Origin of the sequence: Anabaena sp. FACHB-83 (genome assembly GCF_014697485.1) — a bacterium.
In the GTDB taxonomy this organism is placed as follows: Bacteria; Cyanobacteriota; Cyanobacteriia; order Cyanobacteriales; family Nostocaceae; genus Nostoc_B.
In genome coordinates this window covers 88,658-104,093 of record NZ_JACJRY010000003.1, presented here as the reverse complement: position 1 = coordinate 104,093, position 15,436 = coordinate 88,658, and the positions used below count along the sequence as shown (strand labels likewise).

The following is a 15,436-nucleotide window of genomic DNA, read 5'->3' as shown; positions in this document are numbered from 1 at the left end:
CTACTATGGACAACCTTGCATATTTGCACCTAGCTTTCGCCTATGAAGACTGTGAATCCAGTGACTTGGTGTTGCTGAGTGATTTATTAAACAAAGCCTCAGCCCCAGACTGGAGTAAACTCTCTGGTAAGGCTTGGAAGTATATGTTACCTCTGGCGCTTACCTTGTCTATTCTCAGTAGTGTTAATAGTGTCTTGGCTCTAGAGCGAGGAGATCAAGGCCCTTCTGTGAGAAGTCTGCAACAAAAACTCCAACAAGCAGGCTTTTATCAAGCACCTATCACGCAAGTTTACGATTTCCCCACAGAAGAAGCTGTCCGACGCTTCCAAAAAGCTGCGGGTTTACCTGTTGATGGCGTGATGGGTGCAAGTGCAATCCAAAAACTAGACAACTGGCGTAAGTCATCTGCAACTAACCAAGCTAAAAAGCCAACAGTTGTGCGGACAACTCAAACCACAAGAGTTGCGGCTGCTAGTACATCTAGTACAAAAAAACCAACAGTTGTGCGGACAACTCAAACCACAAGAGTTGCGGCTGCTAGTACATCTAGTACATCAGTCAACAAAACCACAACCCAAGCTACCAAACGCAGTAATTCTCAATACCTGATGAGAGGTGATGAAGGGGAACAAGTGAGAGTTCTGCAAGAAAAATTGCGGGTAGCAGGTTACTACTACGGAAATGCGACAGGGATATTTGGCCCCATTACCGAAGAATCGGTGAAGCGGTTCCAAGAAGCCTATAAACTAAACGTTGATGGGATTGTTGGCCCGGCAACTATCAGCAAACTGCCAGGGAGTGGTGTAGGTTATGGTGAAGATGCTCCGCCAAGACGTGCAGCTGATAAAGATAATCTTCGCATGGGCGATCGCGGTGAAGCCGTGAGAATGCTGCAAGAACAATTAATTAAAGCCGGATATTTACAAGGAGAACCAAACGGCTACTTTGGTTCTTACACTTCCGATGCTGTACGCCGCTTCCAATCTGACAATTACTTAGCCGCCAGTGGAATTGCTGGCCCTACCACCAGAGCTAGGTTATATAGTAAGGTGAGCAATGCGCCCAAAAGCGACTTTAGTGTTTTAGAAATTCAACGACGGCTACGAGACAAGGGCTTTTATAAAGGAAAGCTCAATGGTGTTATGGCAGAAGACACAAGAAAAGCCATTAAGCAAGCCCAAGAATTTTACGGTGTCAGTCTTAGTGATATTAGAAGCGGACGCTTTTAACATCCGCTATGGCTTGTCGATGTGAATCCCCAATAGGTTGCTTCCCTCCGATAACTCTGCCAATTTTAGATTTTTTGGTCTATCACCAATTGAGTCTTAGATTGGCTGATTGATCAATCCAAAATCCAAAATTTAAAATCCAAAATTCTTTGGTTATCCTGCCCCAATGCTATAGCGGCATTAATGCCCTTTGGCACTTGGGGCATACTGCATGAATGGTCATTTGACAGTCGAGTAAATGAAACCCTTCTTTTTGAGCAGTTTTCGCACCAATTTTTAAAATCGAATCGTTTTTAAACTCAATTGTACTGTTGCACCGGACACAAATTAAATGGTGGTGATGGTGCGGGTAAGGTTGGTTAATTTCGTAATGTTTATGACCTTCGCCTAATTCCAATTCCCGCAAAATGCCCATCCGTGCCATCAGCTTCAACGTCCGGTAGATAGTTGAAAGGCTGATACCTTCGCCATCGGTTTCTAATCGATGGTAAAGATCCTCGGCACTGAGGTGTTCACCTTGTGGTAGCTCTTGAAAAATGTGTAAAATTGTTTCTCGTTGGGGAGTTAAACGCCAGCCTCTTTCATTTAACTCTGCTTTGAGTGAAGTAGTTGTGTAGACAGTCATACTAATTTTTCTCAACAAAGCCTATTAGTTGAGAATATAACAAATGTTCGGAGCAATTTGCAACAAACAATGCTTATTGACAATCTTTGTTAAGTTCCCATAAATAATCCGTAAAGTTCTTAAATCCCTACTTGAGTAGCGATCCCATACTCTCGGACAATTCAGCAGCAGTGTCTGGCAGTATAGCCAAGACTAGCTGCAAAAGTTTTTCATAAGCTAGAGAATTTTTAGCACTAAAATCCAAATTAACTGTGCTAAAACGGAAGAATCCAAAGTCAAAAATCTATAGAAGTGTAAAGAATGAAGGATAAAACTTCATCTTCATACGTCACGCTACCCTTCTTCCCAAGGGAGATGCTACGCGAACAGGAAGCCACGCAAAGCGCGTCTACACACTTTACACTTCATACATCAATTAGCTCAGAGACTCTAGATAGTCGCGGATGAGATTACGACGCTTGGGTTGACGGAGCTTTTGCAAAGCTTTCGATTCAATTTGGCGTACTCGTTCCCGTGATAAATCCAGGGCGCGGCCAATTTCGGCTAAAGAATAAGGATGACCATCAGCTAAACCAAACCGCATCAGAATGACATCTCGTTCGCGGCTAGTTAAATCAGCTAACAGATTTTGCAAGTCTCTTTGTAAAGATTCTCGCATTAACATTTCTTCAGGAGTCACGCTATCGGTTTCTAGCAATTCTCCTAACTCTGTATCTTTATCTTTACCAACTTTGGTTTCTAGAGAAACAGAACGTGGCACTCTCAACAACACTTCTCTCACTTGAGATGGTGTCATTTCTAATTCAATTGCCAAGTCTTCTAAAGTCGGAGTCCGACCTTTTTCTTGAGCAATTTTGCGTTGCGCTTTTTTAATTTTGTTTAATTTTTCTGTAATATGAACTGGGAGGCGAATTGTGCGACTAGAAGTTGCGATCGCTCTTGTAATCCCTTGACGAATCCACCAGTAAGCATAAGTACTAAAGCGATAACCTTTGGTGGGGTCAAATTTTTCTACGGCTCTTTCTAAACCAAGAGTTCCTTCTTGGACTAAATCTAATAATTCCAAGCCACGATTTTGGTATTTCTTGGCAACAGAAACCACAAGACGTAGATTCGCCTTGATCATGTGTTCTTTAGATTGCAGTCCTTGAGATTGAATTTGCTCCAATTCTTCGACTGTGATTTTGGCAATTTCTGCCCAACGGCGTTTACCTTCTGACAAAATCGGCTTGAGATCCGACACTTGCACACCAGCAGTATTAGCCCATCTTTCTAATGATGGACGGTGGCCAAGCTCCGATGCTAAACGCTCTTGAACTTCAATTAATCGCAAATAAGGCTCAACTACAGCATCACCTTGCTTGGCAGCATTGGCAAGTACTGTCCGCATCCGTAGGTAACGTTGAACTTTTTGAGCTTCTGAAACTTCTTCATCACGCCCCAACAACCGGACTCGTCCAATTTCCTGAAGATATAGACGTACCAGGTCTGTACTGCGGCGATTAGTATTTGCGCCAAAACTAGCAGGGTCAACAGAAACTATCTCCAAATCGTGAAGCTCTTCGACCGATAAATCACCGTCGTCAACCGTGATATCTGGGTCTAAAACCTGGCGGGACTTTTGGGAATTGTAGGCGGCATCCGGGTAAAAAGATGTTGCTGGCATATCGTCTCAATGGCTCCAGGTAACAATAGATTACGGTGAGTCAGCGCGGCGGGAGGATATAACCTCCGTAAGCGACTGCGTTCCCCGAAGGGTCAGCTAATCAAAATCAACTGTTGCTATTGTTCCCGTGATTCACGATGAAATAACACGGTAGAGGATTCCAATACAATTTTTTTTCAAAAACTGCACTAGTGTTTCCAACATTAATGCCGAAATCCTTCGGCCGTTGAACATTTGATTGAACCAATAGCTATTCAAATCTACAGATAAGCTTTAAATTCTGAGCTACCTAATCAGCATTTCGACGTAATATGTATTAAGTGTTACTTTTTTAACTGGTATAAACATCTGTCAGTAAATTTATGTTTAACATTGGGTTAGTCATATCTACATGGTTATTAAAGTAATTTCCTGACGATTTAGTATTTTCTGTCTAGGGATTTTTCGGGAATATGTGAAGTAAAACAAAGGCAGAGTTTAGACAGGCAAAGTAGGCAACCGAGGAAAAAGTAATGATGAATAGCTTTTCATCCCAGTCAGGTTGCTACACCAATTTTGGGCGATCGCACCCTGGACATTATTCTTATATCTAATGTAGCCGCCTCAACTCGCTACCAAACTCGGTTGAGTATAGGAAGGAATCCGATTTGATTTCTGAATCTAGTTGTGTGGTGCGCGTTCGCAAAGCGTCTCGCAGAGAAGCGCAGCGCAAGCGCGATAGGCAGGGAGTAGGGAATGGGGAGTAGGGAGTAGGAAAAAAGCCTGACCTGGGTGTACTGGTTTTTTTCATAAATCAAATATGAGTCCTATATCATCTGTAATTGATAGCTGAAACCATCGTCTAATTCAGCAGAGCTTCATACTCGTCATGATTACCAATCCAGAACCAATAATAATCGTCGCCCTTTTTCAAAGCTAATGCGCGATAACCACCACTAATACGCGCAGACCATAGATTCTTGTCTACTTTTTTGAAGTGTAAAGAAGGATGCACAGGATTTTCTTGCCAAAGTTGATATGCTTTTCTTGCTTGTTCCTTAACTTCTGGAGCTAATTTTGCATAGGCCTGCCAAAAGTCAGGGGTTGTGAAGGACTTCATCAAGATCCCTTACTTTGTTATCTATAATATCTGCCTCTGCTTTAGCAATCAGCTTATTCAACTTTCCTGACACTGCATCTGTTTCAATTTGCTGATCCCACATCTCATCCAAATACTCTTGTAGCCACACAGAGAGTTGGCGGATATCACTTTCAGGTAATTGTTTGATGGCTGCTTCAATGTCTCGTAAGGTAGCCATAAGAAAAACTCATGCTTCAGGTTGAATTTATGGTATCACAATCAATTTTTTGCATAATCTCTCAAATACTCAGTAGTACAGGGAGAAAAAGCATAACAGAAAGTTCCATGTAATCTCCTTTATCTCTAACTTTTTACTTTTGACTCACTCAGTGATATTCCGGCTTGATATCTCGTAGCATTAGTTCATCGAGTGCTTGTCGAGGAGTAACTTCACCTTGGAGTAAGCGATAAACTTGCTCTGTAATTGGCATATAAATATTTTGCTGCTTGGCTAATTGCATCAGAACTTGGCAAGTGTTAACTCCTTCGGCCGTTCCTGGCAAATTAGCGAGGACATTTGTCAGGGTTTGACCACCAGCCATTTGATAGCCGACTTGGTAGTTACGACTCAAAGGACTATTGCAGGTAGCTAACAAATCTCCCAGACCAGACAAACCATAAAAAGTTTCCGTTTTCGCACCTAAAAAATTGCCGATGCGAACCATTTCTGTAAGTCCACGGGTGACTAAAGCAGCTTTGGCGTTGGTTCCCAATTTTAAGCCATCGCAGACACCAGCTGCGATCGCCATCACATTCTTGAGTGTTCCCCCTAATTCCACACCCAGGGGGTCGGGATTTGTATAAACCCGGAAACGTGGTGCAGAAAATATTAACTGCACTTTTTCCGCCGCAGTGGTGATGTTGCTGGCCACTACGGTTGCAGCTGGTAATGATTGTTGAATTTCTGCTGATAAGTTCGGGCCAGATAATACCACTACTGGATGATCAGGAAATGCAGCTTGCCAAATTTGTGACGGCGTAGCAGTTGTTTGTGGTTCTAAGCCTTTGGTTGCTGTGACAAAAATTGTTTCTGGTGAAAGGGGACAAGATTTTACTTGCAAAGCAACATCTCTTACCCCTTTCATGGAAATAGCAGATAGCACTATTTGAGCATTTTGGAGAACAGCTTCTAGTGTTTCTGTGCCATGACGTGACCATAGTCTAACTTTGTGACCATTGGCCTCTGCTAGATTTGCTAAAGCTGTACCCCAAGCACCTGCACCTAAAATTGCAATGGTAGTTTCTTGCACCACTTTTATCAGTTATCAGTTATCAGTTATCAAGTCTACTCCCTGTTTACTGATGACTGATAACTGATTTATCAGCACTCAGCACTCGTCGAGGATAACGTTCCATTAATTCCCGGACTTGTTCTGCATGATATGAACTTCTGGTTAAGGGAGAAGAAACGACTTGTAAAAATCCGAGTTCTTCACCAAAGGCTTGCCAAGCAGCAAATTGTTCCGGGGTAATGAACGTATCGACTTGCAAATGTTTTTGACTGGGTTGGAGATATTGCCCAATTGTCAAAATATCACAATCGACTGCCCGTAGGTCTTGCATCACTTGGCGAATTTCGCTATCGGTTTCGCCAAGTCCTACCATGATGCCCGATTTAGTATAGAGCCAAGGTGCTATTTGCCGCGATCGCTGCAATAATTCCAATGTGCGATCGTATTTTCCTTGGGGACGCACCCGACGATACAGGCGAGGAACCGTTTCTGTATTATGGTTAACTACTTCTGGGTTAGCTTGTAGAATTATTGCCAAAGCATCCCAGTTACCACATAAATCAGGAATTAATACCTCAATTGTGGTTTGAGGTGACACATTCCGCACCGCCGTAATGCACTCGACAAACTGCGAAGCACCACCATCAGGTAAATCATCTCGGTTAACAGAAGTAATCACCACATGATTTAGCCTCATACGGCGGACTGCTTCGGCTAATCTGGCTGGTTCTGTAGGATCTAAAGGTTTTGGTTTTTTCTCAAAATCAATGTCACAGTAAGGACAAGCACGGGTACAAGCTGGCCCCATAATCAAAAAAGTGGCAGTACCCGCATTGAAGCACTCACCAATATTCGGACAGGATGCTTCCTCGCAAACCGTATTGAGTGCTAAATCCCGCAAAATTTCTTTAACGTTACCAACGCGCTCCCATTGAGGCGCTTTAACTCGCAACCAGTCTGGCTTTACTGTCACAATCCGCTTTTACCACTGAAAGTTATACAAATCTAATCCTAGCAAGCAATCTATATATATAGTTGTCATTGGTTATTTTGTTGTGATGACATCTATGCAGTTTTAGATCAGCTAATTTTCTGGTTGCTCTACCTACTCTCTTTTTTCGGACATTTATGATATCATAATCAAGATATTGCCTTTTTTTGGCGGGATGTAGCGCAGCTTGGTAGCGCACTTCGTTCGGGACGAAGGGGCCGCTGGTTCGAATCCAGTCATCCCGATTTAAAGTTTTAAGCTGAAATCATTACTGTAAGTAGATAGAAAAACTTGTTTCTTTTTCAGGGAACTTTTTGTGAGTTATTTAGTCTACAAGGCTGAATTATCTTGTTGTTATACCAATTGAAATCAAGATACTTTCAATTCAACTTGCATGCAATATCATTCCAAAGATATATTGACTTAAGACAAATCAATTTGCAACATTTTTATTAATAGATAAAAATTGCAAGTACATTAGGAACTCAGGAGCCAAAATTTAGGTAAGCTGATGCCACTTATTATCAATCAATAGATAAATCATCCTGACTTACTTTTACGTTTTGATCCTACGATAAGCTCAAGATATTGCTTGTGACTCCTGATTGCTTAATCCTTGCTGAGTATATGTTTGCCTATTTTCCGAGTTGTAGTTATTGTTCCAAGATTACTCGAACAAGATATTAATTATTTGTGCAGCAAATAACTGTATCATTAATTCCAATTACCTAATTAATAATTGATGGATTGATTACTTTAATTACTACCTCAATTTTGTAGTGATCAATGATGAGAGTAATTAATTGTTGACAGTCAGATTAATTGATTATTTATATTACTTCACAATTGCTTTATAAAGTTAGCGAGTTTTAAAACAAAGGATGAAGATATCAAGCTTACGTAACAGTAATTTCCACAAGGGTGATATAAATTGTTTTTAGTGTGAACAGTTGAAAATCAGTGATTATACTATAAAGATGCCAACAAAACTAAGTTCATCAGAAAACTTAAGTGTAGTAGCCTCTAGAGAGCAAATCTGTTCAGACTTGCAAGGAGAGGTGGTAATTCTTGATATTAAATCTGGTGCGTACTATGGTTTGAATCAAGTAGGAGCAAGTATATGGAACTTCATCCAATCACCAAAAACTGTCCAAGAAATTGAAGATGCCATCCTAGCGGAATACGAAGTAGATGCGGATGTCTGCAAACGTGATATATCCGCTTTGCTAGAAGATTTAGCAGATCAAGGATTGATAGAAATAAACAATGAAGCGGCTGCTTAAATTATGGCAACTCAGCAATAGCGATCGCCAATTTTTATTGAGGACGTTCGTTTTGCTGGGGTTAGTGCGGCTGGGAATGTGGTTACTATCGTTTAATAAGTTAAGAAAACTGATCAACAAAATCAGTAAACCAAATTTCCAGCTAGAACCAATTTCTCTGCACAAAATTGTTTGGGCGATAAATGTTAGCACGCGCTACACACCAGGTGGAGCCAAGTGCCTAGCGCGGGCTTTAACTTGCCAAGTATTAATGACTCGTTATGGTTACAAACCAGAATTGCGAATCGGAGTTGTTAAAAGTGAAGCTGGCAATTTAGAAGCTCATGCTTGGATTGAAACTCAAGGGTATGTTGTCATTGGCTATCTTCCTGATCTCTCGCGCTTTACTCCATTACCGTCTTTGGCAAGGATATAAATCATGAGCGGTATAGTTGGCATTTACAATCTAGATAATCAGGCAATTGAACAGAAAAAGCTGGTCTTGATGGTAGATGCGATCGCTCATCGGGGGCCGGATGGTGCAGATATCTGGTGTGCTGGTGCAGTTGGCTTGGGTCATCGGATGCTGTGGACAACACCAGAATCACTGTTAGAAAAACTACCTTTTGTTGATCACACCGCTAATTTAGTCATTACAGCCGATTTACGCATAGATAACCGTGATGAACTAATCTCTGCCTTATCGATTAATCACTGTCCACCAGAAAAAATCACAGATAGCCAGTTAGTACTAGCAGCTTACGAAAAATGGGGTGAACAATGCCCAACCAAATTGCTTGGTGACTTTGCATTTGTGATCTGGGATCAAAATCAACAGAAATTATTCTGTGCGAGAGATCATTTTGGCATCAAACCCTTATATTACTGCTATCAACCAGGTAAGAAATTTTACTTTGCTTCGGAAATGAAGGCGCTGTTGTGTTTACCGGAAGTGCCGAAAAAGGTGAATGAAATTGCGATCGCCAATCACCTACACCCATTCACAGAAGATAAATCAATTACATCCTACAAACATATACATCGATTACCTCCGGCGCACACAATGACAGTGAGTTCCACAGGTAAATTAAGAACTCGCGCTTACTGGGCTTTAGAAATTGGTGAAGAGTTAAAACTCAACTCCGATGCTGAATATGCCGCCGCTTTCCGAGAGATATTTATCGAGGCAGTGCGTTGTCGTTTACGCAGTGCATTTCCTGTTGGCTGTCATTTGAGTGGTGGTTTAGATTCTTCCTCAATTGCTTGTGTAGCTAGGGATATCTTACAAACTAAAGGTATCAAGCTGCACACCTTCTCCAACATCTTTGAAGAAGTTCCAGAATGCGATGAACGCCAATACATTAACCCTGTATTAAACCAAGGCGGATTTGTCCCCCATTACGTCCACGCTGATCAATCAGGCCCCTTATCAGAATGGCAGAAATACTATCAATATATAGAAGAACCCTTTATTGGGCCTAGCCATTTTCTGGTGTGGGAATTAAATCGTGCCTCCCAACAAGCAGGGATTCGGATTTCTTTAGATGGTTTTGATGGTGATACAACCGTATCTCATGGCGTGACATACTTTGCCGAATTAGCACGTCAAGGAAAATGGCAGAAATTTATCCAAGAAGCTCAAGCCGTATCACAACACTTTAATACTTCATTAGCCGCCCTTTTTTATCAATATGCCATTACCTACTTACAAGAATTAGTCAAACAGAGAAAATATTTCACCTTTTTGCAAACTGTTTGGCAAATTGGACAGCATTTTCGAGTGTCGCGGCGGAGATTGCTTGTTAGATATGGAATTAAACCCTTAGTTCCTGAGTATATCTTAAAGATTTGGCGATCGCTCCGGGGTAAAAAGCAAAATCAACCCCAAGTCACTTCTTTAATCAACCCGCAATTCGCCAAACAAGTGGGGATAAATCCGCAAACACCATCTCAGGAACAAGCCGTCACAGTGAGAGAAGAACAGTGGCGTACCCTAAATTCTGCCCTATTTACCACAGTACTAGAACTGGGAGATTTATGTGCGGCAGCATTTTCTCTAGAGTCGCGTCATCCCTTTATGGATAAACGCTTGATTGAATTTTGCCTGTCTTTACCACCAGATCAAAAACTTTATCAAGGATGGTCTCGCTTTATTATGCGGAGAGCCTTAGATGGTATTCTTCCCCAAGAAGTGCAGTGGCGTGGTGGCAAAACAGATATGACACCAAACTTCCAGCGCGGTTTATTACATCTTGATCGCGCATTGCTAGATGAAGTGATTACTAATGATGTCAGTAATATTCAAGAATTTGTGGATACCAACTTGCTCTACAGATTCTACAACAACCTGATATCGACAACAAAGGAGATAAACGATGATTCATTAATGCCAGTTTGGAACGTGCTAACACTTTCTCTGTGGCTAAATCATACTCAAAAAACCATAAGTCGGACTAGGGGCAGTGCAGTCTCAGCCTGCTCCTACCTAGACTGATTTGGTTAAATTTCAAAGCCAATATCTAGTCCAGTCAAAAACCAACAAAACAACAGGAGACTTAACAATGAAAAAAGCTTACGAAGCGCCTCAACTGACAAACTACGGTAGCGTACAGAATATTACCAATGCTTTTGGGAGAAGAGGCGCACAAGATAATTTCATCATAGGAAATGAAACTTTTCCTGCTGTCGGCTTCGAGGGTTCTAGAGATGGTGTAGTTACTCCCGCACCCAGACCATAGCTTTAGCAAGGTTATAGGTGTAATAGCATCACGGATACTATTATCCTTAAATCCAATCTAGAGCTAAGAAAGAAGGTAATCCTAAAAAAGTAAGTTAGTTTTAGGATTACTGCAAAATCTAAATGAGATGTTTGGAAACATCAGGAACGCTATTTCCTGATGGCTTCCTTTATTACAGATTGTCAGAGCTTTGTCAATTCAAAAGTGATAGTAAAACTGAGTTTTGCGTAAATAAAAATTCACTCGTTATCCAGCAATATTTTAGATGTACGTTTACACAGCATACAACTTAGGCATTCACTCGGAATTACCCTTACCTGAACTCATCCCCAGTGACAAACCAGCAGATGTAGTCATCCGTTTTGGTAAGTTAAATGATCAACAACAAAACTTTAGTGATGGTGGTAACTACCTGTTAGCGAGAATTGCCCAATTCGGGATGGTGTTGCTGAAAGATGGAAAAGAAATTGTCCTTGATCCCGATCCTGGTGTTGATGAAGCATTAACACGGACTTTTCTGTTGGGTGCGATTATTTGCGTCTTGCTCCGACAGAGAGGCTTGCTTGTACTTCATGCTAGTAGTGTAGTCATCAATGGTAGTGCAGTTGCCTTTATGGCTGACTCTGGTTTTGGCAAGTCAACTCTGGCGGAATGTTTTCACGCTCACGGCTACAGCATTTTGACAGATGATGTTTTGGCCATTCAAGTTGGTGAACAACAGCCACTAGTCATTCCGGGTTTTCCTCAAATTAAGCTGTGGCCTGATGCGGCGACTTCTTTTGGTCATGTTCCAGATAGTTTACCTTTACTAAATTCCCAAACCATCAAGCGGGTTCATCGACTGCAAGATGGTTTCTTTCAGAAATCTGTACCCCTGAAGAAGATTTATGTGTTAGCTGGCGGAACCCAACCAGAAATCGTTCCTTTAGAACCAAAACAAAGCTTTGGTGAATTAGTGCGACATTCTAGGGAAATGCAAGCCTTGACAGCACCAGAATTTCTCAAAGCACATTTCCAGCAATGTCTGAGTGTAGTTCAACAAGTGCCGATTTGTAGTTTACAACGGCAACGTTCTTTAGCTGCACTACCGGAGTTGGTGAAGCTAGTGGAAAATGATTTGGCTGAAAGAAACTTGTCTCCAGTTACAATCAAAGTTTAAGAAATTAAATTTAGTGCGATCGCCATTTTAAATATGCAACTAGGCAAAAAAATTCGAGATAGACTGCAAAATACTCTGCGACTTTTGCCGGCATTGCGCTTAGTATGGCAAAGTAGCCCCCGTTGGACGATCGCCCGTGTCGTTTTACTAATAATTCAAGGTATCTTACCTGTAGTCTCAATTTATCTTTCAAAACTGATTATTGATACGGTCGCTGCTAACTTGAGCCTAGCAGATAAAACATTAGCATTTCGGAATGTCTTAGTATTAATTGCGCTGGCGGGTGGAATTACTTTATTAACAACCTTGGCTAACTCCTTAACAGAACTAGTCACCACTGCCCATTCTCAACGGGTAACTGACTATATGCAAGGAATTATTAATGCTAAATCGATTGCGGCTGATTTAGAGTATTACGAAAATGCTTTATATTACGATACCTTACAAAGAGCGCAACAAGAAGCACCTTATCGACCACCGCAAATTCTCAATCGTCTAGCACAAATTGGTCAAAATAGTATTTCCTTAGTAGCAATGATTGGGTTGCTACTAACACTCCATTGGGGAATTCTGGGGGTTTTATTTGTAGCTGCTTTGCCTGCTATGTTAGTGCGGATTAAATATAGCCGCATTATGTATGATTGGCAGCGAAAATGGACACCAATGCAACGCCAAGGTTTTTATTTAGCTTGGATGTTGACATCAGACCAATTTGCGAAAGAAATTCGCTTATTTGATTTAGGTCACTACTTTAGTGATTGGTATCTTCGCATCCGCAGACAAATCTATAAAGAAAGCCTGAAAATTTTCACTAGGCGCTTTATTGCTAACTTTTTCGCCGAAGCGATCGCCGGGGTTCTCATATTTGCGATTTATGCTTTAATTATCTATCAAGCGATCAATGGTGTGCTGCGTTTGGGTGATTTAGTGCTTTATTACCAAGCACTCCAACGAGGGCAGAACGATATTAAAAGTTTATTAGCTAACGTTTCAGCACTCTACGAAGATAATTTATTTTTAGGTAATCTCTACGAATTTCTTGACCTCCAACCAAGATTAGCTGACCCAGTAAATCCCAAACCAATACCGCGACCAATGCAGACTGGGATTGTGTTTCATGATGTGAGTTTTCAATATTCTACTACCACTCGTCAGGCACTCCATAATATTAATTTGAGTATTAAACCAGGAGAAATAGTCGCACTGGTAGGTGAGAATGGTTCGGGAAAAACGACTTTAATTAAATTGCTGTGTCGTTTGTACGATCCATCCTCTGGCTGCATCACAATTGATGGTGTTGATATTAAAGATTATCAAATCTCTGAATTACGCCGTGACATCAGCGTGATTTTTCAAGACTATGCTAAATACAACTTTACCGCACAAGAAAATATTTGGTTAGCTAATATTGACTTGCCAGCTAATAGAGAGAGTATTATAGCGGCGGCGCGTCGTTCTGGTGCGGATAATGTCATTAGCAAATTACCCAAAGGTTATGACACAATTTTGGGTAAACTATTTGACCAAGGAGAAGAATTAAGTGTTGGTCAATGGCAAAAAATCGCTTTAGCGCGGGCATTTTTACGAGATTCCCAGTTGATCGTTTTAGATGAACCTACCAGTGCAATGGACGCGAAAGCGGAATATGAAGTGTTTGAAAAATTCCGTCAACTTATCCAAAATCAGGCGGCGATTTTAATTAGTCATCGCTTGTCTACTGTCAAAATGGCCGATCGCATTTATGTGATGGAAAACGGCACAATTATTGAAAGTGGGACTCATAACGAACTGATACAAATGGGTAATCGCTACGCCTACTTATATGAAACTCAAGCCAAGCAATATCGTTAACATCAGCAAAATAGGCTACTGTTCAGCGAGGAATTTATAAATATCACGCTTTACCTGAACAAGCAATTCCTTGACTCGGTTTGCTTGTTCTAAATTGCCACTGCGACCAATTTGTGCGACGACATCATGTAACTCTATTAAAGTTTGGCGCAACTCAATCAATTCCGAAGGCTTGTTTTCTGCAAAACTGTCATAAGGATTTTTTGAAGGAGATTGCTGTTGGCGATCGCTTAGTAACTGTCTACCATTATCTGTAATTGTGTAGATGCGCTTACCTTCGACTTGTTCACTAGTCAAATAACCGCCTTCTTCCAACATTTGTAGTGTTGGATAAACTGAGCCTGGACTCAGCTTACGAAAGCCTCCACGACGATTTTCTAGCTCTTTAATCAGTTCATAACCATGCTGGGGACGCTCCGATAAAAGCGCCAGCAGCATAAATTTGATGTCACCGCGCCGGGTGCGTGGCTCATCTCCCCAGTCACCACCAAATGAACCCCGGTGTCCATGTCCATGTCGTCCACTCATAGCAAATTGATGGGCAAATTTATGCTGGTGATGCTCCGATAAAAGTCCCAGCAGTTTCAATTTGATGTCACCGCGCCGGGTGCGTGGTTCATCTCCCAATAAATCTCTGTGTCCACGTCGTCCACCGCCCGAAAATTGCTGGGAAAATCCTTCTCCAGCGTGGGCTGGTACAGGAAAACGTGAATGAAATGGTCTAAACATTATGTAACTCCTTGTGTTTGTTTGACGTATCACGATATATCGTTATCGTTAAATAAAATATATTCCGATATATCGGAATTGTCAACAAATAATTTTCAACACAGCAGTTAAAGCATAGATATAGGACTTACGCGCAAGGTTGTTTGTTGAGATTGGGTGTGAGGGTATGGGGGTGTAAGGGTTTGGAACACTTACACCTTTACTCTTTACTCAGCACTCACAAAAAGACTAGTACAGGTCGGCTTAAATACAATACGGTTCTGCTCTACCTATTAAACAATGAGAAAGATTTGGGGGATTCTCCACGCCACATGCTTCAAGTCGGCAAAGCCGCCCAACGCAGTGGCTCCCCAAGCCCCCGATTGGGGGACGGTTGCGTCCCCCAAACCCCCTCCAAAATCATTTGGCTGTTTTTTTTGAGTTATCATTTACTGGTTTTGTTGTAATTTATTTTTCTTACCTGAACCGTATTGGGCTTAAATAAACAGACCACACTTCGACCACGCGGTAGTTGAATCTCGACACTTCTCTTCTCCTACCGGAGACGCTACGCGAACGACAAGCTCAGTGCATCGCTTCGCTCGATTACCGCGAAGCCGAAACTCAGTGACCATAAGGAATTGCTAAAAGGCTTGTGGTATCAATATTCTTTCTTTTTCTTTTTGCCCTTCGGGTTCACCATTTGACGACAGTTGCCTCAAGTCGGGAGACCCTTTCAGCAGTTCCTCCTGGGGGAAACCCCCAAGACCGGACTGCTTCACCACGGCACTGTCTCCTTTATGCCGGGAAACCCGTCCACCGCAATGGCTCACCTTTTTACTTTTGCCTTGTTGT

Annotated in this window: 14 protein-coding genes and 1 tRNA gene; 8 read left to right on the top strand and 7 right to left on the bottom strand. The window is 41.7% G+C overall.

The genetic code is table 11. From position 1 onward, the window contains the following. The first annotated feature begins 5 nt into the window (after positions 1 to 5). Complete coding sequence (locus H6G79_RS04610) at positions 6 to 1,229, top strand: peptidoglycan-binding protein (protein WP_190590035.1); 1,224 nt, start codon at positions 6 to 8, stop codon at positions 1,227 to 1,229. A 169-nt stretch (positions 1,230 to 1,398) separates the two neighbouring features. Here H6G79_RS04610 and H6G79_RS04605 read toward each other — a convergent pair whose 3' ends face one another. The 6 genes from H6G79_RS04605 to lipA form a co-directional block, all read right to left on the bottom strand. After that, positions 1,399 to 1,854, bottom strand: coding sequence for a Fur family transcriptional regulator (locus tag H6G79_RS04605; RefSeq protein WP_062295370.1), 456 nt, complete (start codon positions 1,852 to 1,854; stop codon positions 1,399 to 1,401). Positions 1,855 to 2,269: 415 nt separating this feature from the next. Further along, positions 2,270 to 3,520 carry an RNA polymerase sigma factor SigC gene (gene sigC / locus H6G79_RS04600; RefSeq protein ID WP_190590036.1) on the bottom strand — a complete coding sequence of 417 codons (1,251 nt, stop codon included), beginning with the start codon at positions 3,518 to 3,520 and terminating at the stop codon, positions 2,270 to 2,272. A gap of 841 nt (positions 3,521 to 4,361) precedes the next feature. After that, positions 4,362 to 4,619 carry a type II toxin-antitoxin system RelE/ParE family toxin gene (locus H6G79_RS04595; RefSeq protein ID WP_062295366.1) on the bottom strand — a complete coding sequence of 86 codons (258 nt, stop codon included), beginning with the start codon at positions 4,617 to 4,619 and terminating at the stop codon, positions 4,362 to 4,364. Beyond that, entirely contained in the window at positions 4,597 to 4,818 is a 222-nt protein-coding gene (locus tag H6G79_RS04590; protein ID WP_190590037.1) for a hypothetical protein, read from the bottom strand. Before H6G79_RS04590 ends, H6G79_RS04595 begins: the two co-directional genes overlap by 23 nt. A 148-nt stretch (positions 4,819 to 4,966) precedes the next feature. Beyond that, positions 4,967 to 5,890 carry an NAD(P)H-dependent glycerol-3-phosphate dehydrogenase gene (locus H6G79_RS04585; RefSeq protein ID WP_190590073.1) on the bottom strand — a complete coding sequence of 308 codons (924 nt, stop codon included), beginning with the start codon at positions 5,888 to 5,890 and terminating at the stop codon, positions 4,967 to 4,969. A gap of 46 nt (positions 5,891 to 5,936) precedes the next feature. After that, positions 5,937 to 6,845 carry a lipoyl synthase gene (lipA, locus tag H6G79_RS04580; protein WP_190590038.1) on the bottom strand — a complete coding sequence of 303 codons (909 nt, stop codon included), beginning with the start codon at positions 6,843 to 6,845 and terminating at the stop codon, positions 5,937 to 5,939. A 189-nt stretch (positions 6,846 to 7,034) separates the two neighbouring features. Here lipA and H6G79_RS04575 point away from each other — a divergent pair. The 7 genes from H6G79_RS04575 (at position 7,035) to H6G79_RS04545 (ending at position 13,873) form a co-directional block, all read left to right on the top strand. Beyond that, positions 7,035 to 7,108, top strand: a tRNA-Pro gene (locus tag H6G79_RS04575). Positions 7,109 to 7,840: 732 nt separating this feature from the next. Then, positions 7,841 to 8,146, top strand: a complete 306-nt coding sequence (locus H6G79_RS04570) for a lasso peptide biosynthesis PqqD family chaperone (RefSeq protein WP_190590039.1) — start codon at positions 7,841 to 7,843, stop codon at positions 8,144 to 8,146. After that, complete coding sequence (locus H6G79_RS04565) at positions 8,130 to 8,561, top strand: lasso peptide biosynthesis B2 protein (RefSeq protein WP_190590040.1); 432 nt, start codon at positions 8,130 to 8,132, stop codon at positions 8,559 to 8,561. The genes H6G79_RS04570 and H6G79_RS04565 overlap by 17 nt, the downstream gene beginning before the upstream one ends. A gap of 3 nt (positions 8,562 to 8,564) precedes the next feature. After that, complete coding sequence (locus H6G79_RS04560) at positions 8,565 to 10,619, top strand: lasso peptide isopeptide bond-forming cyclase (protein ID WP_190590041.1); 2,055 nt, start codon at positions 8,565 to 8,567, stop codon at positions 10,617 to 10,619. A 67-nt stretch (positions 10,620 to 10,686) separates the two neighbouring features. Continuing rightward, positions 10,687 to 10,863 (top strand): lasso peptide, encoded by a 177-nt coding sequence (locus H6G79_RS04555; protein ID WP_190590042.1) that lies wholly within the window; start codon positions 10,687 to 10,689, stop codon positions 10,861 to 10,863. A gap of 265 nt (positions 10,864 to 11,128) precedes the next feature. Next, positions 11,129 to 12,022, top strand: coding sequence for a serine kinase (locus H6G79_RS04550; protein ID WP_190590043.1), 894 nt, complete (start codon positions 11,129 to 11,131; stop codon positions 12,020 to 12,022). 33 nt (positions 12,023 to 12,055) lie between these two features. Further along, complete coding sequence (locus H6G79_RS04545; protein WP_190590044.1) at positions 12,056 to 13,873, top strand: ABC transporter ATP-binding protein; 1,818 nt, start codon at positions 12,056 to 12,058, stop codon at positions 13,871 to 13,873. A 15-nt stretch (positions 13,874 to 13,888) separates the two neighbouring features. Here H6G79_RS04545 and H6G79_RS04540 read toward each other — a convergent pair whose 3' ends face one another. Further along, positions 13,889 to 14,602, bottom strand: a complete 714-nt coding sequence (locus tag H6G79_RS04540; RefSeq protein WP_242048199.1) for a PadR family transcriptional regulator — start codon at positions 14,600 to 14,602, stop codon at positions 13,889 to 13,891. Positions 14,603 to 15,436: the final 834 nt, after the last annotated feature.

What these genes read in the sequence shown, in the direction of transcription:
- H6G79_RS04610 (WP_190590035.1), top strand. Translation starts at nt 6, where the DNA reads ATGGACAACCTTGCATATTTGCACCTAGCTTTCGCCTATGAAGACTGT.
- H6G79_RS04605 (WP_062295370.1), bottom strand. Translation starts at nt 1,854, where the DNA reads ATGACTGTCTACACAACTACTTCACTCAAAGCAGAGTTAAATGAAAGA.
- sigC (WP_190590036.1), bottom strand. Translation starts at nt 3,520, where the DNA reads ATGCCAGCAACATCTTTTTACCCGGATGCCGCCTACAATTCCCAAAAG.
- H6G79_RS04595 (WP_062295366.1), bottom strand. Translation starts at nt 4,619, where the DNA reads ATGAAGTCCTTCACAACCCCTGACTTTTGGCAGGCCTATGCAAAATTA.
- H6G79_RS04590 (WP_190590037.1), bottom strand. Translation starts at nt 4,818, where the DNA reads ATGGCTACCTTACGAGACATTGAAGCAGCCATCAAACAATTACCTGAA.
- H6G79_RS04570 (WP_190590039.1), top strand. Translation starts at nt 7,841, where the DNA reads ATGCCAACAAAACTAAGTTCATCAGAAAACTTAAGTGTAGTAGCCTCT.
- H6G79_RS04565 (WP_190590040.1), top strand. Translation starts at nt 8,130, where the DNA reads ATGAAGCGGCTGCTTAAATTATGGCAACTCAGCAATAGCGATCGCCAA.
- H6G79_RS04560 (WP_190590041.1), top strand. Translation starts at nt 8,565, where the DNA reads ATGAGCGGTATAGTTGGCATTTACAATCTAGATAATCAGGCAATTGAA.
- H6G79_RS04555 (WP_190590042.1), top strand. Translation starts at nt 10,687, where the DNA reads ATGAAAAAAGCTTACGAAGCGCCTCAACTGACAAACTACGGTAGCGTA.
- H6G79_RS04550 (WP_190590043.1), top strand. Translation starts at nt 11,129, where the DNA reads ATGTACGTTTACACAGCATACAACTTAGGCATTCACTCGGAATTACCC.
- H6G79_RS04545 (WP_190590044.1), top strand. Translation starts at nt 12,056, where the DNA reads ATGCAACTAGGCAAAAAAATTCGAGATAGACTGCAAAATACTCTGCGA.
- H6G79_RS04540 (WP_242048199.1), bottom strand. Translation starts at nt 14,602, where the DNA reads ATGTTTAGACCATTTCATTCACGTTTTCCTGTACCAGCCCACGCTGGA.